The sequence below is a fragment of the Cellulosimicrobium funkei genome (assembly GCF_004519295.1).
GTDB classification, from domain to species: Bacteria; Actinomycetota; Actinomycetes; order Actinomycetales; family Cellulomonadaceae; genus Cellulosimicrobium; species Cellulosimicrobium funkei.
Genome location: NZ_SOZH01000010.1, coordinates 48,007 through 68,782, shown reverse-complemented (window position 1 = coordinate 68,782; position 20,776 = coordinate 48,007). Strand labels below are relative to the sequence as shown.

Genomic DNA, 20,776 nt, shown 5'->3' with positions numbered 1-20,776 from the left:
CCTCTCGACGTCCAGGGCGGTCGTCCCGCCCCGACGGTTGCTCGTCACCGGCGGTCCAGCAGCTCGTGGGCTCGCGCGCGCGCCCAGGTCTCCGCCTCCGCCACGTGCTCCAACGTCAGCGCGTCCGCGGGGGTTCCGTCGTGCGCCGCGAGCACGCGCTCGACCGTCGCCACGATGTCACCGAAACCTGCGCGTCCGCTGAGGAACGCCGCGACGGCCTCCTCGTTCGCCGCGTTGTACACCGCCGGGTGCGTGGCGCTCGCCGCCACGGCCGCGCGCGCGAGCCTCACCGCGGGGAACGCCGCGTCGTCGAGCGGCTCGAACGTCCACGACGTCGCGGCGGACCAGTCGCACGGCGGCGTCACGGGGTCGAGCCGGTCGGGCCACGACAGCCCGAGCGCGATGGGCAGGCGCATGTCCGGCGGCGACGCCTGCGCGATCGTCGAGCCGTCGACGAACTCGACCATGGAGTGCACGACGGACTGCGGGTGCACGACGACCGTGATGTCGTCGGCCGGGACGTCGAAGAGCAGGTGCGCCTCGATGAGCTCGAGACCCTTGTTCATGAGGCTCGCGGAGTTCACGGTGACGACCGGACCCATGGCCCAGGTGGGGTGCGCGAGCGCCTGGTCGACGGTCGCGGCCTTGACCGCGTCGGCCGCCCAGCCGCGGAACGGGCCGCCCGAGGCGGTGAGGATCAGCCGGCGCACCTCCGGTCGCGTCCCGGACCGCAGGGACTGGGCGATGGCCGAGTGCTCGGAGTCCACCGGGACGATCTGGTCCGGGCGCTGTTGGGCCGCGTGGACGAGCGCTCCCCCGGCGACGAGCGACTCCTTGTTCGCGAGGGCGAGCGTCGACCCGGCGCGCAGCGCGGCGAGCGTCGGGCCGAGGCCCACCGACCCCGTGACCCCGTTGAGGACGACGTCGCTCCCCCGCGCCGCGAGCTCGGCCGCGGCATCGGGTCCGGCGAGCACCTCGGGGACCTCCTCGCGACGGGCGCAGGCCGCCGACAGCGCCTCGGCCAGGGCCGCCGCACGGGTCGCGTCCGCCACGCCGACCGCGCGCACGCCCAGGTCGGCGGCCTGGCGCGCCAGCAGGTCCACGTCGCCGCCGCCCGCCGAGAGCGCCTCGACCCGGAACCGGTCGGGGTGGGCCCGGACGACGTCGATCGCCTGCGTGCCGATCGACCCGGTCGAGCCGAGGATCGTCACGGTGCGCGGGGTGGGTGCAGGTCCGTCGGGCATGGTTCCCATCCTTCCAGGCCGCGGGCGGTGCACCGCACCGGGAGGTCGTGCGGTCAGCGCGGCGCCGTCCACTCGAGCGTGTACCGAAAAAACAGCCGACGGCGCACGCGCGCGCCCGGCAGCAGCACCCGGGCCGTGCGGGCGACCTCGTCCACGGTGTGCCGCGGGTCCCGGACGGGCATGCCCGGCGCGTCGGGCCCGGGGTCGTCGGGTCGGGCGCGGCGGGGGTGCTTCACGAGGCCCACGAGCGGGTTGAGGAGCGCGGACGCGAGGTCGACGGCGAGGTCCCGCGCCGTGGCGACCCGGGCGAGCCCCACGACCAGCAGACGGCCGCCCGGCGCGAGGAGGTCCCGCGCGTGCCGGAGCGCCTCGTCGAGCTCGAGATGGTGCAGCACCGCGACCATCGTCACCGCGTCGTACCCGCGGTGCTCCGGGGAACCGGTCCCCGGCCCGGGCGTCCCGCCCGGCGAGCGGACGTCGTCGGGCGAGCGGACGTCGTCGAACCGGAGCCGGCGCACCGTCACGGCGGGGTCGGCAGCGTGCCGCGCCCGGGCCTGCGCGACCATGCCCGCGTCGGCGTCGATCCCGTGCACCTCGGCGGCCCGGGCCCGCAGCCGGCCCAGGAGCACGCTGGCGCCGCAGCCGACGTCGAGCACGACGCGGGCGTCGTGCGGCACGCGCCGCACGACCCAGCCGTGGAAGTGCTCGTTGTGGTTCCAGGGGTGGCGGGCGTTGAACGTCGCGAGCGACGCGACCGCGCGCCGCAGCGGACGGATCGGCGTCGCCCGGGGGTCGAGGCTCACGCGCGGCGGGGCGTCGTCACTCGACGCCGAGCAGCACCTCGATGGCGCGCGCGAAGAACGCGTCGACCGGACCCTCCGCGTAGCCGTCGCGCCCGCGCGCCCGGCCGAACGTCGCGGACCGGATCTCGGCCGCCGTGATCGGGACCTGGCGGTCGAAGTAGGCGACGAGCCGGTCGCACAGGTCGTCGACGTCGTCGATGTCGTAGGCCGGCTTGCCGCGCTCCGCGAGCGCGAACTTCTCGCCGTCGGGACGACCGAGGCGCCCGTAGAGCGTCCGCGCGCGCTCGGCGAGCGCGTTCATCCACGCCTGCTGCCCGTGCGCCGCGACGTACTCGGCCCGCTGGCGCGCGATGAACGCGCCCTCGAGCCGGTCGAGGGCGGCGTCGACCTCGTGCGTGTCGTAGCCGCCACGGACCAGGTCGAAGACCGACGCCTGGATCTCGGTGCTCGTGAGCCGCTCCGACACCCGGCCCTCGTAGACGTCACGAGCGTGCTCGAAGAAGTCGTCGACCTCCTCGGGGTCGTACCCGTTCCGGGTCTTCGACACCGTGGTGAACAGCGAACTCACTCGTCCTCCTCTGCAGCGAGCTGCCCGCAGGCGCCGTCGATGTCGCTGCCGCGGGTGTCACGGATCGTCGTCGGGATCCCGTGACCGCGCAATCGTGCCACGAACTCCGCCTCGACGGCAGGGTCGCTGGCCGTCCAGATCGATCCGGGCGTCGGGTTGAGCGGGATCGGGTTGACGTGGACCCAGCCGCGGCCGCGCGCGTTGAGCTTCTCGCCCAGGAGGTCGGCGCGCCACGCGTGGTCGTTCATGTCCTTGATGAGCGCGTACTCGATGCTCACGCGGCGGCCCGTGACCTCGAAGTAGTGCCGGGCCGCGTCGAGCGTCTCGTCGACGCTCCACCGGGTGTTGATCGGCACGAGCTCGCTGCGCAGGTCGTCGTCCGGGGCGTGCAGCGACAGCGCGAGGGTCACCGGGATCCCCTCGTCGGCGAGCTTGCGCATCGCGGGCACGAGCCCGACCGTCGACACCGTGATGTTGCGGGCGGACATCCCGAGCCCGTCGGGCGCGGGGGCGACCAGACGGCGCACCGTGCCCATGACGGCCTTGTAGTTCGCGAGCGGCTCGCCCATGCCCATGAACACGAGGTTGTTGAGGCGCGCCGGGCCGCCCGGGATCTCGCCGTCCGCGAGCGACCGGGCCGCGGAGCGCACCTGCTCGACGATCTCCGCGACCGAGAGGTTGCGCGTCAGGCCGAGCTGCCCCGTCGCGCAGAACGGGCACGCCATGCCGCAGCCCGCCTGGCTCGACACGCACAGGGTCGAGCGCTGCGGGTAGCGCATGAGGACCGACTCGACCTTCGCGCCGTCGAAGAGGTGCCACAGCGTCTTCACGGTCGTGCCGCCGTCGGCCTCCATGCGCCGCGCCGCCGTGAGCAGCGGCGGGAAGAGCGCCTCGGCGAGCACGTCCCGGGTCGCCTTCGGCAGGTCCGTCATCGCCTCGGGGTCGCGCGTGAGGTGCGCGTAGTAGTGCGTCGCGAGCTGCTTGGCGCGGAACGGCTTCTCGCCGAGCTCGACGACGACGTCCCGCACCTCCTCGGGCGCGAGGTCGGCGAAGTGGCGCGGCGGCTTGCCGCGGCGCGGGGCCGACATGACGAGCGGCAGCGGCTTCGACTCCGCGGACGGGCGGACGGAACGGACGGTCATGAGGAGGTCCAAGCGTGGGGGGCGGTGCGGACGGGTGCGCCGCGCCGTGAGCCGGGCCGTCAGACGGCCAGGGCGAGCAGCACGTACACGAACGGGGCGGTGAGGAGCATGGAGTCGAGCCGGTCGAGGATGCCTCCGTGGCCGGGCAGGAGCGACCCCATGTCCTTCAATTCTAGGTCCCGCTTGATCATGGACTCGGCGAGGTCGCCGATCGTCGCCGTGAGCGGCGCCAGGACGCCCAGCGCGACGCCGAGCAGCGGGCTCGCGCCGAGCCCCACCACCGCGCCGACGACCCCGACGGCGGTCGCCAGCACGAACGACCCGGCGAGCCCCTCCCACGACTTCTTGGGGCTGACGGACGGGGCGAGCGGGTGCCGTCCGAACAGGACGCCCGCGACGTACCCGCCGACGTCGTTCGCCACCGCCAGCAGGATGAAGAGCAGGACCCGCACGCGCCCGTCCGGTGCGGCGAGCATGAGCATGACGAAGCCCGCCATGAACGGCAGGTACGCCGCCGCGAAGGTCGCGGCGGCGGCGTCGCGCACGGCGGCCGTGCCCGACCCGTCGATCACGCGCCAGACCACCGCCCCCGCCACGGTGAGCATGAAGGAGACGAGCAGCGCCTCGGGCCCCGAGTAGTACGAGGAGACGAGGATGCCGACCGTGCCCACGAGGAGCGGGAGCAGCGGGAGGTGCAGGTCGCGGCGCCGGAACGCCTGGGCGAGCTCCCACAGCGCCGCGCCCACCGCGACGGTCGCGAGCAGCACGAAGAGCTCGGGCCGGAAGGCGAGGCTGACCGCGACGAGCGCGAGCAGGCCGAGGCCCACCGCGATCGCCACGGGGAGGTTGCGGCCCGCCTTGGGTGCGCGCGCCGCGGTCGTGCCTTCGCCTGCGGACGTCGAGGAGGTGTCGGTCATCGGTGCGTGGAGGAGCTCGCCGGACGAGGTGCTCAGACCTCGAGCAGCTCGCTCTCCTTGCCCGCGAGCAGCGCGTCGACCTGGTCGACGTGCGCCTTCGTGAGGACCTCGAGTTCCTTCTCGGCGCGCGCGACCTCGTCCTCGCCGGCCTCGCCGTCGCGCGCGATGCGGTCCAGCTCCTCCTTCGCCCGACGGCGGACGTTGCGGATCGCGACGCGCGAGTCCTCCGCCTTCGACTTCGCGAGCTTCACGAAGTCACGACGACGCTCCTCCGTGAGGGCGGGCAGGACGACCCGGACGACGTTGCCGTCGTTCGAGGGGTTCACCCCGAGGTCGGAGTCGCGCAGCGCCTTCTCGACCGCGGTCATCGAGCTCTTGTCGAACGGCGAGACGAGGATCGTGCGCGCCTCGGTCACCGTGAACGACGCGAGCTGCTGCAGCGGGGTCGGGGCGCCGTAGTAGTCGACCGTGATCTTGTTGAACATCGCGGCGTTCGCACGGCCCGTGCGGATCGCGGCGAAGTCCTCCTTGGCCACCTCGACGGCCTTGTCCATCTTCTCCTCGGCCTCGAGGAGGGTCTCGTCGATCACCAGTGCTCCTTCGTCGTTCGTCGTGGGTCGGTCCGTGCGGTCGTGGCCGGGGTCACCGGCCTGGTCGCACCGGTGTCAGTCGGTCGTGACCAGTGTGCCAATATTCTCGCCGACCAGGGCGCGCGTGACGTTCCCCGGCTCGCTCATGCCGAACACGCGCATGCGCACGTCGTTGTCCCGGCACAGGCTCAGCGCCGTCGCGTCCATGACCCCGAGGTCGTTGACGAGCGCGTCGGTGTACGTGAGGTGGTCGAGCTTGGTGGCCGACGGGTCCGTGCGCGGGTCCGCCGTGTAGACGCCGTCCACGCCGTTCTTGCCCATGAGGACCTCCTGGCAGTGCGTCTCGAGGGCGCGCTGCACGGAGACCGTGTCGGTCGAGAAGTACGGCATCCCGGCGCCGGCGCCGAAGATGACGACGCGGCCCTTCTCGAGGTGCCGGATCGCGCGCAGCGGGATGTACGGCTCGGCGACCTGGCCCATCGCGATGGCGGTCTGCACGCGCGTCTTCACCCCGGCCTGCTCGAGGAAGTCCTGGAGCGCGAGGCAGTTCATGACCGTGCCCAGCATGCCCATGTAGTCGGCACGCGCGCGGTCGAGCCCGCGCTGGGAGAGCTCCGCCCCGCGGAAGAAGTTGCCGCCACCGACCACGATGGCGACCTGGACGCCCTGCTCGACCGCGGCCGCGATCTCCTGGGAGACGCGCTGGACGACGTCGGGCGCGAGGCCGATCTGCCCGCCGCCGAACGTCTCGCCCGACAGCTTGAGGAGCACCCGCCGGTGCTCGGTCCCCGTCCGGGGCTCGGTCTGCTCGCCTGCCGTCACTGTCGACACCTGTCCTTCGTCCTGGCCCGGTGGGGCGGGGTGGTCCTGCTCCGCCGTCGTCCACCTGATGGTGCGGCACGTCGGCGGTCGTCGCGCGCCCGGGCCGGGCCCGGGTGCGCGGTCGGCCCGGACCCGCCGTCCACGAGACGACGGGGCCGGGCCGACGGGGGCGTCAGGCGCCGACGCGGTAGCGCACGAACTCCGTGATGGTGCCGCCGGCCTCGGAGACGACCTGGCCGACCGTCTTCTTCGGGTCCTTCGCGAGCGGCTGGTCGACGAGGACGACGTCCTTGAAGAAGCCGTTGAGGCGACCCTCGACGATCTTCGGCAGCGCGGCCTCGGGCTTGCCCTCGTTGCGCGAGGTCTCCTCGGCGATGCGGCGCTCGTTCTCGACCGTCTCGGCCGGGACCTCGTCGCGCGAGAGGTACGTCGGGGACATCGCGGCGACGTGCTGCGCGACGTCCTTCGCGACGGCCTCGCCCGCGGCGTCCGTGGCGACGACGACGCCGATCGACGGCGGCAGGTCGCGCGCGGTGCGGTGGAGGTACGCGGTGACGCGCTCGCCCGCGACGCGGGTCACGCGGCGCAGGACGATCTTCTCGCCGAGCGTCGCGGCCTGGTTGTCGATGACCTGCTGGACGGTCTCGCCGTCCGCGTCCGCGGCGAGCGCCGCGTCCGCGTCGCGCGCACCGGCCTCGGCCGCGGCCTTGAGCACGCGGTCCGCGAGGGAGATGAACGTGTCGTTCTTCGCGACGAAGTCCGTCTCGGAGTTGAGCTCGATGAGCGTCGCGACCTGGCCACCCTCGGTGTCGCGGATGTCGACGGCGACGAGGCCCTCGGAGGTCGAGCGGCCCTCGCGCTTGGCGACGCCCTTCAGACCCTTCACACGGATGATCTCGAGCGCCTTGTCCGCGTCGCCGCCCGCCTCGTCGAGAGCCTTCTTGACGTCGAGCATGCCGGCGCCGGTGCGCTCGCGCAGGGCCTTGATGTCAGCGGCGGTGTAGTTCGCCATGGTGGTTCCTCACTCGTGGTTCGTCACGGGTACTTCGTCACAAGCGACGTGCTGGCGGCACCGCGTGGGTGCCCGGTACGCCGGTGGTACGGCACGGGGTGCGCGACGGTCGCCCGTCGCGCACCCCGGGACGTCACTTGGTCTCGTCGGCCTCGGCGTCGGCGACCACGGCCTCGGCGTCCGCGACGACGGCAGCCTCGGCGGCGGCCTCCTCGACGACCTCGGCGGTGGCGTCACCCGGCTCCTCGGCGGCGACCTCGGCGGCAGCCTCGGCCACGCCCTCGGCCGCGGCGGCCTCGACGTTCGCCTCGGCGGCCTTCTCGTCCGCCTCGAGCTGCTGCTCGGCGCCGGCGAGGAGCTCGCGCTCCCACTCGGCCAGCGGCTCGGCGGAGGCGCCCGCCTCGGCCTCGGCGCCCGAACGGCCCGAGTGACGCTGGAGCAGACCCTCGGCGACGGCGTCCGCGATGACCCGCGTGAGCAGCGTCACGGAGCGGATCGCGTCGTCGTTGCCCGGGATCTTGTAGTCCACGACGTCCGGGTCGCAGTTCGTGTCGAGGATCGCGACGATCGGGATGTGGAGCTTGCGCGCCTCGTCGACCGCGAGGTGCTCCTTGTTCGTGTCGACGATCCACACGGCGGAGGGGACCTTCGCCATGTCGCGGATGCCGCCGAGCGTGCGGGCGAGCTTGTCCTTCTCGCGACGCAGGACGAGGAGCTCCTTCTTCGTGAGCGCCGAGCCGGCGACGTCGTCGAAGTCGATCTCCTCGAGCTCCTTGAGGCGCTGGAGACGCTTGTGCACCGTGGTGAAGTTGGTGAGCATGCCGCCGAGCCAGCGGTGGTTCACGTAGGGCATCCCGACGCGCGCGGCCTGCTCGGCCACGGGCTCCTGGGCCTGCTTCTTGGTGCCGACGAAGAGGATGGAGCCGCCGTGCGCGACGGTCTCCTTGACGAACTCGTACGCGCGGTCGATGTACGACAGCGACTGCTGGAGGTCGACGATGTAGATGCCGTTGCGCTCGGTGAAGATGAAGCGCTTCATCTTCGGGTTCCAACGGCGGGTCTGGTGTCCGAAGTGGACACCGCTCTCGAGGAGCTGGCGCATGGTCACGACGGCCATGACACGTCCTTTCGCCGTGCGGCCCGGGATCCACCCGGTGCGCGCACGCTTCTGGCGGCCCCTCCCGGGGGACGGACCGCGGTGCGGTTGTCGGTGACGACCCTGGTGGTCGCACCCCTGGCGCCACCCGTGCCGACGCCTGCGACGCACCGTGGACGGTGCGAGCAGGACCGACGCCGGACGCGGCCCCACCCCGACCCGGACGAACCGGGAGACGAGGGCGAGGACGTGACGCGCGAAGTCGACCGGCTCCGTCCTCGGCCGAGGTGGTCCCTCGGGCCGGGCACGGCGAACGCGCCGGTCGCAGCGGCAAGTCTACCCGACGGCAGGGCCGACCACAGCCGCCGTCGTGCGCCGTCGCGCGGGCCGCTCGTCCACAGCCGAGCCCGACGCGTCCGCGCCCGTCGGCGTGACTCCGGCACCCTGACCCCGTGACCCTCGACCGCGCTCGTCTCCCGTCCGCTCACCCGCCCGCCCGCCGTGCGGTCCGTCTCGCCGACGGGCCGTCCGGCCGCACGACCGATCACCTGCCCGGGCACCCGGCCGTCGGGCAGTCTGGCGGCACGACCACGCGTCCTGCCCGGTTCCGCGGCGCCGTCCTCGTGCTCGGCGCGCTCGTGGTACTCGCCGCACCCGTGGCAGGAGCGGCGTCGACTCCCGGGCCCGGGCAGGGAGCCGCGTCGCGCGGGTGGGTTCCCCCGCTCGACCGGGAGGTCGCCGACCTGGACGTGCTCGCGCCGTTCGACCCGCCGGAGCACGACTGGCTGCCGGGGCACCGGGGCGTCGACCTCGCGGCCGCCCCCGCGGAGACCGTCCGCTCCCCTGCCCCCGGCGTGGTCTCGTTCACCGGGCCCGTCGCGGGGCGCGACGTGGTCGTCGTCCTGCACGACGACGGGCTGCGCACCTCCCTCGAGCCCGTGACGGCGTCGGTCGGGCGCGGCGAGCGCGTGACGTCCGGGTCCGTGCTCGGCACGGTGCAGGCCGCGGAGAGCGCCGCGGGGAGCCACTGCGCCGCCACGTGCGTGCACTGGGGCGTGCGACGCGGCGAGCGCTACCTCGACCCGCTGGCTCTCCTCGGCGACCGGCCGCCGATCGTGCTGCTTCCCCTCGGGGAGGCCTGACCGCGCGGGCCGCGGCGGGTCACGGCGGACCACGGCGGACCACGGCGGACCACGGCCAGCGTCAGGCGCGCGGGAACGCCTGCTCGAACGAGGTGCGCAGCCGCTCCGCGGTCACGTGCGTGTAGCGCTGCGTCGTCGCGAGCGAGGAGTGCCCGAGGATCTCCTGCACGCTGCGCAGGTCCGAGCCCCCGGCGAGGAGGTGCGTGGCGGCGCTGTGCCGCAGGTCGTGGGGGGCGACGTCGTCGACGCCCGCCGCCGCGGCGAGGCGGTGCACCGCCTCGCGGACCTGCCGCTGCCCCCAGCGTCCCCCGCGGTCGCCCAGCAGGAGCGCGGGGCCCGAGCGCGCGGTGACGAGGGCGGGCCGTCCCACGTCGAGCCAGCGGGTCACCGCCCGCGCCGCCGGCACGCCGAACGGCACGACGCGCTCCTTGTCGCCCTTCCCGAGCACCCGGACCACGCGCTGCGCGAGGTCCACGTCGTCGACGTCGACCCCCGCGAGCTCGCCGACGCGGATCCCGGCCCCGTAGAGGAGCTCGACGGCGGCCCACTCGCGCAACCGGGCCGGCTCACCCTCGACGGCGGCCTCGCGCGCGTCGTCGAGCAGGCGCGCCGCCGCGTCGACCGCGAGGACGGTCGGCAGGGTGCGGGGCACGCGCGGGCTCGCGAGCCGCGCCGCCGGGTCGGAGTCGACACGCCCCGTGCGCCGCGCCCAGTCGAAGAACGCGCGCGCCGCCGCGCCGCGTCGGGCGAGGGTCGCCCGGGCCAACCCGCGCTCCGACTGCGTCGTGAGCCACGCACGCAGCGCGGCGAGGTCGACGTCGCGCGGGGCCGCCGCGCCGTGGCGGACGGCGTGCCGCAGCAACGACTCGACGTCGCCGGTGTAGGCGCGGACCGTGTGCGCCGACGTCCCCTGTGCCACCTCGAGGTGGACCGCGAAGTCCGCGAGCGCCGCACGCATCGCCTCGGGCAGCGCGACGGCGGGTTCCGCGACGCGCTCGTCCGCGGGGTGCTCCTCGGAGGTGTCTGCTCGTGTCACGCCCCCAGTCTCGCGCGCGGCGAGCGCTGGCCCGGGGAGGCGCTCCGCTCTGCTCGCCGCTCAGGGCCGACGCACTCTCAGCGCACCTCGCACGGCTCATGACTCATGACTCATGACTCATGACTCATGACCCATGACTCACGCATGCTCAGCACATCCCGCACCGCTCCCGACTTAGGGCTCACGCACGCGCCGCCAGCCGACGGGCGCCCGCTCGGCGAGCCCTCGGGCCTCGAGCCTTCCGAGCGCACCGACCACGTCCGCCACGGCAAGACCTGCGGCGCGGGCCATCGCCTCGGTCGAGGCTCCCACACGCAGCGGGAGCGCGTCCCACGTGCGCGTCTCGACGGGGTCCAGGTCGTCGTACGGGGCGTCGTGGGGTGCTCGCCACGAGGTCGCGGCCGGCGCGGCGGGCGCCGCGTCCCGCGCGAGGTCGCCCGCGAGCTCGACGACCTCGTCCGCGTCGGTGACGCACACCGCCACGCCGTCGCGCAGCAGCCGGTGGCACCCGGTCGACGCCATCGACGTCACGGGGCCCGGCACGGCACCGACCGGCCGGGAGAGCTCCGCGGCGCGCGACGCCGTGCTCAGCGAGCCCGAGCGCCAGGCCGCCTCGACGACGACCGTCGCCCGCGCGAACGCCGCGATGAGCCGGTTGCGCAGCAGGAACCGCACCCGGCTCGGGACGGACCCGGGCGGGACCTCCGAGACGACCGCGCCGCCCGACTCGACGACCGAGCGGAGCAGCTCGACGTTCCCGGCCGGGTAGAACCGGTCCACGCCCCCCGCGAGGAACGCGACCGTCGGTCCACCCGAGAGGATCGCCGCCCGGTGCGCCGCCGCGTCGATCCCGTACGCGCCTCCGGACACGACGGTGAACCCTCGCGCCGCGAGGCCTGCTGCGATCTCGCCCGTCACGTGGCGGCCGTAGTCGGTGCAGGCGCGGGCGCCGACCACCGCGACCGAGCGCGCCGCGAGGTCCTGCACCGCTGCGCTCCCCCGCACCCACAGCGCGAGCGGGCGGACGGGCCCGAGGTCGTCGAGGCCGGACGGCCACCGGTCGTCGCCCGGCACGACGAGCGTGCCGCCGAGGCGCTCGAGCACGCGCAGCTCACGGCGCGGGTCCAGCCCGTCGAGGCGGGGAGCCCAGCGCCCGACGGCCCGCAGGAGCCGCGCCACCGACCGGGCGCGCGGGTCGTGGTCCGTCACGCGTGCGTCGGTCGACCGTCCCACCGCGTGGCGCTCGGCCACGCGCCGGCCGGCCGACCGTGCCGCCGGGTCGGGCTCGTCCTCCCGGGTGCCGCGAGCGGGACCGACCGCAGGGACGCTCGTCGGGCCTTCCCGCACCGGAGGGGCACCGCCCGGCGCGCCGTCGTCGGCGAGACGGACCAGCGCGCGGCGCGCACCGGCCGGGTCACGCGCCGCCTCGTGGAGCCACTCGAGCGCCGGACCGGCGCCGAGCTGGTCGACGAGCGCGACCGCGACCTGGTCCCCCGGTTCCGCGATGCGCGACCACGCCGCGCGCGCGAGGCGTTCGTCGAGGACGTCGAACACGGGGCGCCCGTCCCCGGACCCGCGCTCAGGCACGGTAGCCCCGCGTGCGCAGCGCGAGCCCGGTCCCGACGTCCGCCCTCGTGGGCGCGGCGCGCCCGGCGAGGTCGGCGACAGTCCAGGCGAGGCGCAGGACGCGGTCCGCGCCGCGCAGGCTGAGCGTGCCGCGGTCGAGCGCGCGGTCCACGTCGGCCAGGAGGCCCGCGTCGGGGCCGAGCCGCTCGCGCAGCCACGTGCCGGGCACCTCGCCGTTCGTGCGCCACGGCGTGCCGGCGAGCCGGGACGCGGCTGCCTCCCGGGCCGCGGCGACCCGGGCCGCGACGACCGCGCTCGGCTCCGGGGCGGCGGCCCTCGCGCGCTCGACCCGCGTCACCGGCCGGACCTCGACCTGCACGTCCACCCGGTCGAGGAGCGGGCCGGAGAGCCGACCGAAGTACCGTCGCTGCGCCACCGACGAGCACGAGCACTCGAGCCCCTTGCCGACGCCCTGGCCGCACGGGCACGGGTTGGCGGCGAGCACGAGCTGGAACCGGGCGGGGTAGCGCGCCGTCCCGCCCGCCCGGTGGATGACGAGCTCGCCGTGCTCGAGCGGCTGGCGCAGCGTCTGGAGCACGCGCGCGCCGAACTCGGGCGCCTCGTCGAGGAAGAGCACGCCCCGGTGCGCCCGCGACGCGGCCCCGGGCCGGGGCAGGCCGCTGCCCCCGCCGACGATGGCGGCGGGCGTCGCGGTGTGGTGCGGGTCCTCGTAGGGTGGGCGGTGGACCAGTCCCGCGCCCGGGTCGAACACCCCGGCCACGGAGTGGACGGCGGTGACCTCGACCGCCTCGCTCTCCGTGAGGTCCGGCAGGATCCCGGGGAGCCGTGAGGCGAGCATCGTCTTGCCCGCGCCCGGAGCCCCGACGAGGAGCAGGTGGTGGCCGCCCGCGGCGGCCACCTCGAGCGCGTGCCGCGCCTCGTCCTGCCCGACGACCTCCGCGAGGTCCCCGGGGCGGGCCACGGGCACGACGGGGCGCGGGACCACGACCGGCGCGGCCGCCTCGTCAGCGCCCTCGAGCGACGCGCCGTGGAGCCGCGCGACGTCCGCGAGGCTCGCCGCCCCGACCACCCGGGCCCCGGGCACGAGGCGCGCCTCCGCCACGTCGGCCGCCGGCACCACGACGTCCGGGAACCCCGCCGCGACCGCGGCCGCCACGGCCGGCAGGACGCCGCGCACGGGCTGGAGCCGACCGTCGAGGCCCAGCTCGCCGAGGTGCACGACGCCGTCCGCCGCGCCCGCGGGCAGCACCTGGGCACCGGCGAGCAGCGCGACGGCGATCGCGACGTCGAAACCCGTCCCGGACTTGGGCAGCGCCGCCGGCGAGAGGTTGATCGTGACCTTGCGCTGGGGCCACGCGATGCCCGACGACGTCACGGCCGCGCGCACACGGTCGCGCGACTCGCTGAGCGCGGTGTCCGGCAGCCCGACGAGGACGAAGCCGGGGACGGACGCCGCGAGGTGGGCCTGCACCTCGACGACGTGACCGGAGAGCCCGACGAGCGCGACGGCGCGCGTGGTCCCGAGCCCCATCAGGCGCTCACCCCGACGAGATGCTCGACCCGTGCCGCACCGGCGCGCGCCACGAGGACCGCGACGACGTCGATGCGGACCGACCGGGCGCGGACGTCGTGCGTCGCGAGCCACTCCCCCGTGAGCCGGCGCAGACGGCCGAGCTTCGCGGGCGTGACGGCCTGCGCCGGGTGCCCGAACCCCGTGCCGCGCCGGGTCTTGACCTCGACGGCCACGAGCACGTCGCCGTCGAGCGCGACGACGTCGAGCTCGCCGCGCGTCCCGCGCCAGTTGCGGTCGAGGAGCGTCCAGCCCGCCTCGACCAGGTGGGCCGCGGCCACCCTCTCCCCGTACCGCCCGACGGCGTCGTTCGCTCCCATGGGCTCACCTCCGCGGCCCACCGTGGGGCACGGCGCGGGAGCGGCGCCAGGGGCGCCGGGCGGCCTGTGGGACCGCCGTCAGGCAGCGGTCCTGTGCACGGCCACGAAGGGCGTCAGAGCTGGAGCTCGGCCTTCGCGAGCTCCTCGACGTTGACGTCCTTGAACGTCACGACGCGCACCGACTTCACGAACCGCGCGGAGCGGTACACGTCCCAGACCCACGCGTCGGCGAGCCGCAGCTCGAAGTAGACCTCACCGGCGGCGGAACGCACCTGGAGGTCGACCTGGTTCGCCAGGTAGAAGCGGCGTTCGGTCTCCACGACGTACGAGAACAGGCCCACCACGTCGCGGTACTCGCGGTACAGCGCGAGCTCCATCTCGGTCTCGTAGTTCTCCAGGTCTTCGGCGCTCACGGCTCCATCATGGACCATCGGCGGCCGCCGGACCGGACGGAGGACCCCGGTCAGCTCGTCGGCAGCCCGGCCTCGGGGTCGAGCTCGAGCACGTCGACCGGGTCGCCGTACGCCGGGACGCCGATGCCCTCGTCACCGCGCTCGGGCAGGCGCCAGGACCGCCGGTGCTGCGGCGTCGGGCCGTGCTCTCGCAGGGCCTCGACGTGCGCCGCCGCCCCGTAGCCCTTGTTCTGGTCCCACCCGAAGGCCGGATACTGGCGCGCCAGGCTCGTCATGAGGCCGTCGCGCTCCGTCTTCGCGAGCACGCTCGCGGCGGCGACCGACGCGCACTGCAGGTCCGCCTTCACGAGCGTGCGCACGCGCGGGTCGACGAGCCGGACGTCGTCGTGCGGGTCGAGGTCGAACGCCTCGAAGAGATCCACCGCCGAGGGGCGGCTCAGCCAGTCGTGCTTGCCGTCGAGCAGGACCGCGTCGACGTCGCCGACCGTCCGGCGCACCTGGGCGAGCGCACGGCGGCCCGCGAGCCGCAGCGCGCCCACGATCCCGTGCGCGTCGATCTCGGCCGGACCCGCGTGGCCCACCGCCCACGCGACGCACCACGACCGCGCGAGGGGCACGAGCGCCTCGCGCGCTGCCGCGGTGAGGAGCTTGGAGTCCGTGAGCCCGGGCGGGCACGGCTTCGTCGCGAGGTCGACGATCACGACCCCGACCGACACCGGCCCGGCGAGCGCGCCGCGACCGACCTCGTCCATCCCGGCGACGAGGCGGGCGCCGTCGCGCAGCATGGCGCGCTCCTGGCGCAGGTCGGGCCGGCGACGCGCGGGTGCCCGGCGCGCCGGTGCCCGCGCGGGCTCCGGACGCGCGACGGCGTCGAGCGTCACGGCTCCACCTCGGGGACGTCGGCGAACACGTCGCCGGGGTTGCGCAGCATACCGACGTGCGACAGCGGCCACACCTTGACGAACGCCGTCCCCACGACGTTGCTCATCGGCACGAACCCGCCTCCGGGCTTGCCCTGGTTGTAGCGAGAGTCCGCGGAGTTCTGCCGGTTGTCGCCCATGACGAACAGCATGTCGGCGGGGACCGTGCGGTCGAACGCGTCCTGGCTGGGGATCGACCCCGGCTTGATGTACGTCTCGTCGATCGGCACGTCGTTGACGCTCACGCGGCCCTCCGCGTCGCAGCACACGACGTGGTCGCCCGGCACGCCGATGACGCGCTTGATGAGGTGCTCCCCCGTGTCCTGCGGCAAGAGGCCGACGAACGTCAGCGCCGCACGGACCGCCTCGGACACCGGGCTCTCGTCCTGGGGCTCCTGCGGCGGCAGCCAGCCGCCCGGGTCCTTGAACACGACGATGTCGCCCCGGTGCACGTCGAACGCGCCGGGCACGAGACGGGACACCATCACGCGGTCGCCTTCGACGAGCGTGTCCTCCATCGAGGCGCTCGGGATGAAGAACGCCTGGACGAGGAACGTCTTGATGAGCAGGGACAGCACGAGCGCGCTGACCACGATGATCGCGGTCTCGCGCAGCAGCGACGACCTGCGCGGGCGCTCGCGCGGGGCGACCTCGTCCCCTTCGGCCGCGAGGTGCTGGCCGTGCGGGGGGCGCCCGTCGTCCTCCGGGCCGAGCGCCGCACGCTCGGTGCCGGCGTCGGGGTGCGGGCCGCGGGGCGGGGCGCTGTCGGTCACGCGTTCACAATGCCACCTCGGGAGGCGATCCGGGAAACGGAACCGGCCCGCGGACAGCGGCCCCGGGTACGCCGACGGCGGCCGCCCCGGGAGGGACGGCCGCCGTAGGAACGAGCGGAGCGGCGGTGTCGCCGACAGCCGATCAGCGGTTGGGCGCGGTCTCGCGCTTCTCCTTGATCTTCGCCTTCTTGCCGCGCAGCGCGCGCAGGTAGTACAGCTTGGCGCGACGCACGTCACCGCGCGTCACGACCTCGACGGACTCGATGGACGGCGAGTGCACGGGGAACGTGCGCTCGACACCCACGCCGAAGCTGATCTTGCGGACCGTGAACGTCTCGCGGACGCCGCTGCCCTGACGGGCGATGACGACACCCTGGAACGCCTGGACGCGGGAGCGGGTGCCCTCGACGACCTTGACGTTGACCTTGAGCGTGTCACCGGGGCGGAACTCCGGGACGTCGCTGCGCAGCGATGCTGCGTCGACGCTGTCCAGCGTGTGCATGGTGCTTCTCCTCGCCCGCCACAGGTCGGACGCGTGCTCGTGGCCCGGGCAGACCGGGCCGTCGTCGTATCGGTGGGGTGTGCCGTGCTGGGCGTGGACGGTCGTCGACCTCGCGGTCGTCGGGTCCGTCGTGCCAGTCCGCCCGAGGATCGGGCGCGGGCTCCCCTGTGGCAGAGGTCCGGGGCGGCACACACCGATCGACCATTCTGCCACACCCGTCGACCCCGGCGGCAGCCCTCGCGGGTCACGGGCGCGCGCCGGGAGGGTCCCCGCTCAGCCGTCGGCAGGCTCGGTGCGCTCCAGGTGGCCGTCGACGACGCCCCAGCCGGCCCCCGCGAGGACCTCCAGGTCGTGCCGGTCGAGGGCGGCGACGTCGAGCGCGCGCACCATGTCCGGGCGGCGGCGGGCGGTACGACGCAGGGCCTGGTCCCGGCGCCAGCGCCGGATCCGGGCGTGGTGCCCGGACAGCAGGACGTCGGGCACCTCGAGGTCGCCCCACACGGGCGGCTTCGTGTAGACCGGGTACTCCAGGAGCCCCGCGGCCCCGTGCGACTCCTCGACGAGCGACTCCGGGTTGCCCACGACGCCCGGCAGCAGGCGCCCGACAGCCTCGATCATCACGAGCGCCGCGACCTCGCCGCCGTTGAGCACGTAGTCGCCGATCGAGAGCTCGCTGACGCGCATCCCGGCGGCACGGTAGTGCTCCGCCACGCGCGCGTCGATGCCCTCGTAGCGTCCGCAGGCGACGACGAGGTGCTCCTCCGTCGCGAGCTCCTCGGCGGTGCGCTGGGTGAAGGTCGCGCCCGACGGCGTCGGCACGACCAGGTGCACCGCGCTCGCCTCTCCCGCGACCGCGGCGGTCGACAGACCGGACACGTCGTCGATCGCCCGCCCCCACACGTCGGGGCGCATGACCATGCCCGCGCCGCCGCCGAACGGCGTGTCGTCGACCGTGCGGTGCCGGTCCGTCGTCCAGTCGCGCAGGTCGTGGACGCGCAGGTCGAGGATCCCGGCCGTGCGGGCCTTGCCGACGAGCGACAGGTCCAGCGCGGCCAGGTAGTCGGGGAAGATCGTGACGACGTCGATCCGCACGTCAGGCCTCGCCGTCGGCGGAGGCGTCCTGCGACCCGGGCTCGCCCGCCGCGTCGCCGGCGCTCGGCGCCGCGACCTCCAGGTGCTCCGCGTCCGACGCGAGCAGCCCGCCGGGCGGGTCGAGCACGACCCGGCCCCCGGCCACGTCGACGACCGGCACGATCTGCCGGACGAAGGGCACGAGCGTGCGGGCGCCGTCGGGCTCGCGCAGCACGAGGACGTCGTGCGCGGGCAGGTGCTCGAGGCCCTCGACGCGGCCCAGCACGCGACCGTCCGTGCCCTCGGCGCGCAGCCCGGCGAGCTCGTGCGGGTACCACGCGTCCTCCTCGTCGGACGCCTCGGCCTCGACGACGAGCTCGACGCCGCGCAGCGCCTCGGCGCCCGTGCGGTCGCGCACGCCCTCGAACCCGACGAGCCAGCGGCCCTGGTGGACGCGCACGGTGGCGACGGTCAGGGGGCCGGCGTCGGCGGGCCGCGTCTCCAGACGCTCGCCCACCGCGAGGCGTTCCTCGGGGTCGTCGGTGCGCAGGTCGAGGGCGACCTCGCCCCGCAGCCCGTGCGCCTTGCCGACGCGCGCGACGGTCAGCTCCATCGTCGTGACTCCTCGTGTGGTGCTGGATGGGACGGTGCGCGCCGGTCCTCCGGCGACGGACGCAGGAAGGCCCGGCCCGCCGGTGGCGGGCCGGGCCTTGCCCGTCGCCCCTCGCGGGGCGTCGTCGTGCGGGCCTCAGCGGCGGTCGACGTCCACGACGTCGACACGGACCGGCCCGTCGGTCGCGAGCGCGCCGATGACCGTGCGCAGGGCACGGGCGGTGCGCCCGCCGCGACCGATGACGCGGCCGAGGTCCTCCGGGTGCACCCGGACCTCGAGCAGGTCACCGCGACGCAGCGTCTTCGTGGCCACGCGGACGTCGTCCGGGTTGTCCACGATGCCGCGCACGAGGTGCTCGAGGGCCTCGGCGATCATCAGGCCTGCTCGTCGGCAGCGGCCTCGTCGGCCGCGTCGGCGGTCTCCTCGGCCGGAGCCTCGGTCTTCTTCTCGGCAGCCTTGGCCTTGACCTTCTCGGCGTCCGCGGCGGCGGCCTCGATAGCGGCGGTCGGGTCGACCTTCTCGCCCTTGACCTTGAGCGTGCCCTCGGCGCCGGGCAGGCCCTTGAACTTCTGCCAGTCGCCGGTGACCTTGAGGAGCGCGAGCACCTGCTCCGTCGGCTGCGCGCCGACGCCGAGCCAGTACTGGGCGCGGTCCGAGGTGATCTCGATGAACGAGGGCTCCTCGGTGGGGTGGTACTTGCCGATCTCCTCGATCACACGACCGTCGCGCTTGGTGCGCGAGTCGGCGACGACGACACGGTAGTACGGCGCACGGATCTTGCCGAGACGCTTCAGACGAATCTTGACGGCCACAGTGGTGGTCTCTCCTGGTTCTGTTTCGGGCGAACCCGCGATCGTCCCGTGGGGACAGGACGAGGAAGGGGTTCAGGACACGGCACGCGCCGGAGAGAGGGGCCGGGGCACGCCGAGTACCGGGACATTGTGCCAGACCCTCCGGGCGCTGACCAACATCGCCCGCTCCCGCACGTCCGACCACGGTGTAGAGTCCCGCCTCACGTGGCCACCGCCGCGGGGCGCCGGGGCCGGTCCCGGACCGTCAGAAGGAACCGCATGGCCGAGCCCCACGGCGCACCGCAGCGCCCGTACCACCGTACCGTCGTCGACGGTGTCCCCGTCCTCTGGGCGGACCTCGCCACGGACCCGACCGTGACCCTCCTCTTCGGGGTCGGCCTCCAGGACATGGACCCCCGGACGGTGGGCATCACGCACCTCGTGGAGCACCTCGTCATGCGCCGCGTGGGTCGCGTCGACATCCCCCACAACGCGGAGTCGACCCTGCGTTCCACCTCGTTCTACGCGACCGGCCGGCCTGACCAGCTCGTCGACTTCGTCGACCGCGTGTGCCGCGCGGTCCGAGAGCTCAGCACGGTGACTCCGGAGGAGGTCGACCTCGAACGGCGGACCGTGCTCGCCGAGGTCGGGCGCGAGAGCCTGTACGCGGCGCACGACGCGTTCACGGTCCGCTACGGACCCTCCGGCACCGGGGTCGCCGCGCTCTCGCACACGCGGCTCATGGACTGGACGATCGACGAGGTGCGGGAGGCCGCCGCACGGTGGTTCCACCGGGACAACGCCGTGCTCGTGAGCACCGCCCCCCTGCCGGCGGGCCTGCGCCTGGACCTTCCCTCGGGGCCGCCGGTCGCCCGGCTCCCGCACCCTCCGTCGGTGCTCCCGGGCCCCTCGTGGGCCGAGCACAGCAGCGACGAGCTCGTGCTGTCCGGCGAGTGCTCGACGGACCACGACGACGCCACCCGCATCCTCGCGACCGCCGTGCTCACCGAGGCCCTCAACGCGACGCTGCGGACGGCTCAGGGAGACGTCTACACGGTCCAGTCGATGGCGGTCCAGGTCGACGACGCGCGCGAGGTCCTGACGGTCGCGGCCGACCCCGGACCCGAGCGGGTGTGCGACGTCCTCGTGGCCACCCTGGACGTCCTCGAACGTCTCGCGGTCTCCGGGCCAGGTCCCGACGAGCTGGAGCGCGCCCGGGCCGTGCTCGCGAACGAGCTCGACCTCGTGGCCTCCCACGCCTGGTGGCTCGACCTCGCGGCGTCCTACGAGCTGCGCGGATTCACGGCCTCCTCGCCGGCCGAGGTGAGCGCCCGGCTGCCCGAGGTGTCCGGCCAGGCCGTCGCCGCCGTGCTCACGGAGCTCCGCAGCACCCTCCTCGTCTGCTTCCCCGCGGGGCACGTCCCGCACGACGAGGCGCTGGCGCGGCTGGCGAAGGACCGCCTCGGCGCGGTGTCGCTCCTCGACGACACGTCGCCGGTCCCGCGCCGCGGGGGCTCCCGCCACAAGGCGCGGTTCTTCTCGCCCGCCCGGGGATCCAGCGTCCGGCTCCTCGAGGACCGGTTCGTCCTGACCGACCCCGGTGCGACGTACACGATCCGCCACCAGGAGGTCCTCCTCGCCGGGGTCGACGAGGACGGCGACGTCGAGCTGGTCACGGCACGCGGCGCCAGCGTCGTCCTCGTGCCGGCCCTCTTCCGGAACCTCGCCGCCCCGCTCGCCCGCACGGTCGACCGGCTCGGGCCCACGGTGCGCTACGTCAAGTCCACCGCCGCGGGGACGACGGGCGACCCGGCACCGGTCCCCGCCCGCTGACCTCTCGTCGC

Annotated in this window: 23 protein-coding genes; 2 read left to right on the top strand and 21 right to left on the bottom strand. The window is 74.7% G+C overall.

Going from position 1 to position 20,776, the window contains the following annotated elements; genetic code table 11:
- Positions 1 to 44 precede the first annotated feature (44 nt).
- The 9 genes from dxr to rpsB form a co-directional block, all read right to left on the bottom strand.
- Positions 45 to 1,244: a 1-deoxy-D-xylulose-5-phosphate reductoisomerase gene (gene dxr, locus E1O70_RS16415; protein ID WP_061268937.1), complete on the bottom strand. Its 1,200-nt coding sequence runs from the start codon at positions 1,242 to 1,244 to the stop codon at positions 45 to 47.
- 53 nt (positions 1,245 to 1,297) lie between these two features.
- Complete coding sequence (locus E1O70_RS16410; protein ID WP_061268936.1) at positions 1,298 to 2,047, bottom strand: class I SAM-dependent methyltransferase; 750 nt, start codon at positions 2,045 to 2,047, stop codon at positions 1,298 to 1,300.
- Between the two features lie 16 nt (positions 2,048 to 2,063).
- Positions 2,064 to 2,615 (bottom strand): DivIVA domain-containing protein, encoded by a 552-nt coding sequence (locus tag E1O70_RS16405; protein ID WP_021482018.1) that lies wholly within the window; start codon positions 2,613 to 2,615, stop codon positions 2,064 to 2,066.
- Entirely contained in the window at positions 2,612 to 3,757 is a 1,146-nt protein-coding gene (gene rlmN, locus E1O70_RS16400; RefSeq protein WP_061268935.1) for a dual-specificity RNA methyltransferase RlmN, read from the bottom strand. The genes E1O70_RS16405 and rlmN overlap by 4 nt, the downstream gene beginning before the upstream one ends.
- Before the next feature lie 59 nt (positions 3,758 to 3,816).
- A complete protein-coding gene (locus tag E1O70_RS16395; RefSeq protein ID WP_061268934.1) occupies positions 3,817 to 4,674 on the bottom strand; it encodes a phosphatidate cytidylyltransferase in 858 nt (285 codons plus the stop codon).
- A gap of 32 nt (positions 4,675 to 4,706) precedes the next feature.
- Positions 4,707 to 5,264 (bottom strand): ribosome recycling factor, encoded by a 558-nt coding sequence (gene frr, locus E1O70_RS16390; protein WP_021482015.1) that lies wholly within the window; start codon positions 5,262 to 5,264, stop codon positions 4,707 to 4,709.
- A 75-nt stretch (positions 5,265 to 5,339) separates the two neighbouring features.
- Positions 5,340 to 6,095, bottom strand: coding sequence for a UMP kinase (gene pyrH, locus E1O70_RS16385; RefSeq protein WP_061268933.1), 756 nt, complete (start codon positions 6,093 to 6,095; stop codon positions 5,340 to 5,342).
- 163 nt (positions 6,096 to 6,258) lie between these two features.
- Positions 6,259 to 7,098, bottom strand: coding sequence for a translation elongation factor Ts (gene tsf, locus E1O70_RS16380; protein WP_034652463.1), 840 nt, complete (start codon positions 7,096 to 7,098; stop codon positions 6,259 to 6,261).
- A gap of 133 nt (positions 7,099 to 7,231) precedes the next feature.
- Positions 7,232 to 8,215 (bottom strand): 30S ribosomal protein S2, encoded by a 984-nt coding sequence (gene rpsB / locus E1O70_RS16375; RefSeq protein ID WP_034652460.1) that lies wholly within the window; start codon positions 8,213 to 8,215, stop codon positions 7,232 to 7,234.
- A gap of 431 nt (positions 8,216 to 8,646) precedes the next feature.
- Here rpsB and E1O70_RS16370 point away from each other — a divergent pair, with 431 nt between their 5' ends.
- On the top strand, positions 8,647 to 9,336 hold the full coding sequence (locus tag E1O70_RS16370; RefSeq protein ID WP_240696742.1) for a murein hydrolase activator EnvC family protein: 690 nt from the start codon (positions 8,647 to 8,649) through the stop codon (positions 9,334 to 9,336).
- A 61-nt stretch (positions 9,337 to 9,397) separates the two neighbouring features.
- On the opposite strand, the gene E1O70_RS16365 is transcribed toward E1O70_RS16370, so the two are convergent.
- The 12 genes from E1O70_RS16365 to rpsP all read right to left on the bottom strand — a co-directional run bounded on the left by E1O70_RS16365 (position 9,398) and on the right by rpsP (position 18,953).
- Positions 9,398 to 10,294, bottom strand: a complete 897-nt coding sequence (locus E1O70_RS16365) for a tyrosine recombinase XerC (protein ID WP_061268943.1) — start codon at positions 10,292 to 10,294, stop codon at positions 9,398 to 9,400.
- A 252-nt stretch (positions 10,295 to 10,546) separates the two neighbouring features.
- Entirely contained in the window at positions 10,547 to 11,926 is a 1,380-nt protein-coding gene (gene dprA, locus E1O70_RS16360; protein ID WP_240696741.1) for a DNA-processing protein DprA, read from the bottom strand.
- Positions 11,927 to 11,951: 25 nt separating this feature from the next.
- A complete protein-coding gene (locus tag E1O70_RS16355; RefSeq protein ID WP_061268931.1) occupies positions 11,952 to 13,490 on the bottom strand; it encodes a YifB family Mg chelatase-like AAA ATPase in 1,539 nt (512 codons plus the stop codon).
- Positions 13,490 to 13,849, bottom strand: coding sequence for a YraN family protein (locus E1O70_RS16350; protein ID WP_061268930.1), 360 nt, complete (start codon positions 13,847 to 13,849; stop codon positions 13,490 to 13,492). The genes E1O70_RS16355 and E1O70_RS16350 overlap by 1 nt, the downstream gene beginning before the upstream one ends.
- A gap of 113 nt (positions 13,850 to 13,962) precedes the next feature.
- Positions 13,963 to 14,262, bottom strand: coding sequence for a DUF2469 domain-containing protein (locus E1O70_RS16345; RefSeq protein ID WP_024840525.1), 300 nt, complete (start codon positions 14,260 to 14,262; stop codon positions 13,963 to 13,965).
- 50 nt (positions 14,263 to 14,312) lie between these two features.
- Positions 14,313 to 15,143, bottom strand: a complete 831-nt coding sequence (locus E1O70_RS16340) for a ribonuclease HII (RefSeq protein WP_370670925.1) — start codon at positions 15,141 to 15,143, stop codon at positions 14,313 to 14,315.
- A complete protein-coding gene (gene lepB / locus E1O70_RS16335) occupies positions 15,140 to 15,955 on the bottom strand; it encodes a signal peptidase I (protein ID WP_240696740.1) in 816 nt (271 codons plus the stop codon). Before lepB ends, E1O70_RS16340 begins: the two co-directional genes overlap by 4 nt.
- Positions 15,956 to 16,097: 142 nt before the next feature.
- Entirely contained in the window at positions 16,098 to 16,457 is a 360-nt protein-coding gene (rplS, locus tag E1O70_RS16330; RefSeq protein WP_021483307.1) for a 50S ribosomal protein L19, read from the bottom strand.
- A gap of 273 nt (positions 16,458 to 16,730) precedes the next feature.
- Positions 16,731 to 17,549, bottom strand: a complete 819-nt coding sequence (gene trmD / locus E1O70_RS16325) for a tRNA (guanosine(37)-N1)-methyltransferase TrmD (protein WP_061268929.1) — start codon at positions 17,547 to 17,549, stop codon at positions 16,731 to 16,733.
- Position 17,550: 1 nt separating this feature from the next.
- Positions 17,551 to 18,141: a ribosome maturation factor RimM gene (rimM, locus tag E1O70_RS16320; RefSeq protein WP_051876589.1), complete on the bottom strand. Its 591-nt coding sequence runs from the start codon at positions 18,139 to 18,141 to the stop codon at positions 17,551 to 17,553.
- A 135-nt stretch (positions 18,142 to 18,276) separates the two neighbouring features.
- A complete protein-coding gene (locus E1O70_RS16315; protein ID WP_061268928.1) occupies positions 18,277 to 18,516 on the bottom strand; it encodes an RNA-binding protein in 240 nt (79 codons plus the stop codon).
- Complete coding sequence (gene rpsP / locus E1O70_RS16310) at positions 18,516 to 18,953, bottom strand: 30S ribosomal protein S16 (RefSeq protein WP_021482888.1); 438 nt, start codon at positions 18,951 to 18,953, stop codon at positions 18,516 to 18,518. The genes E1O70_RS16315 and rpsP overlap by 1 nt, the downstream gene beginning before the upstream one ends.
- A gap of 258 nt (positions 18,954 to 19,211) precedes the next feature.
- On the opposite strand from rpsP, the gene E1O70_RS16305 reads away from it, so the two are divergent.
- Positions 19,212 to 20,765, top strand: a complete 1,554-nt coding sequence (locus E1O70_RS16305; protein WP_061268927.1) for a M16 family metallopeptidase — start codon at positions 19,212 to 19,214, stop codon at positions 20,763 to 20,765.
- Positions 20,766 to 20,776 lie beyond the last annotated feature (11 nt).

Bases quoted from the DNA above. Each gene is read 5' to 3' on its own strand.
- dxr (WP_061268937.1), bottom strand. From the start codon at position 1,244: ATGCCCGACGGACCTGCACCCACCCCGCGCACCGTGACGATCCTCGGC.
- rlmN (WP_061268935.1), bottom strand. From the start codon at position 3,757: ATGACCGTCCGTTCCGTCCGCCCGTCCGCGGAGTCGAAGCCGCTGCCG.
- E1O70_RS16395 (WP_061268934.1), bottom strand. From the start codon at position 4,674: ATGACCGACACCTCCTCGACGTCCGCAGGCGAAGGCACGACCGCGGCG.
- tsf (WP_034652463.1), bottom strand. From the start codon at position 7,098: ATGGCGAACTACACCGCCGCTGACATCAAGGCCCTGCGCGAGCGCACC.
- rpsB (WP_034652460.1), bottom strand. From the start codon at position 8,215: ATGGCCGTCGTGACCATGCGCCAGCTCCTCGAGAGCGGTGTCCACTTC.
- E1O70_RS16365 (WP_061268943.1), bottom strand. From the start codon at position 10,294: ATGCGTGCGGCGCTCGCGGACTTCGCGGTCCACCTCGAGGTGGCACAG.
- E1O70_RS16355 (WP_061268931.1), bottom strand. From the start codon at position 13,490: ATGGGGCTCGGGACCACGCGCGCCGTCGCGCTCGTCGGGCTCTCCGGT.
- E1O70_RS16350 (WP_061268930.1), bottom strand. From the start codon at position 13,849: ATGGGAGCGAACGACGCCGTCGGGCGGTACGGGGAGAGGGTGGCCGCG.
- rplS (WP_021483307.1), bottom strand. From the start codon at position 16,457: ATGCACACGCTGGACAGCGTCGACGCAGCATCGCTGCGCAGCGACGTC.
- rimM (WP_051876589.1), bottom strand. From the start codon at position 18,141: ATGGAGCTGACCGTCGCGCGCGTCGGCAAGGCGCACGGGCTGCGGGGC.
- E1O70_RS16315 (WP_061268928.1), bottom strand. From the start codon at position 18,516: ATGATCGCCGAGGCCCTCGAGCACCTCGTGCGCGGCATCGTGGACAAC.
- E1O70_RS16305 (WP_061268927.1), top strand. From the start codon at position 19,212: ATGGCCGAGCCCCACGGCGCACCGCAGCGCCCGTACCACCGTACCGTC.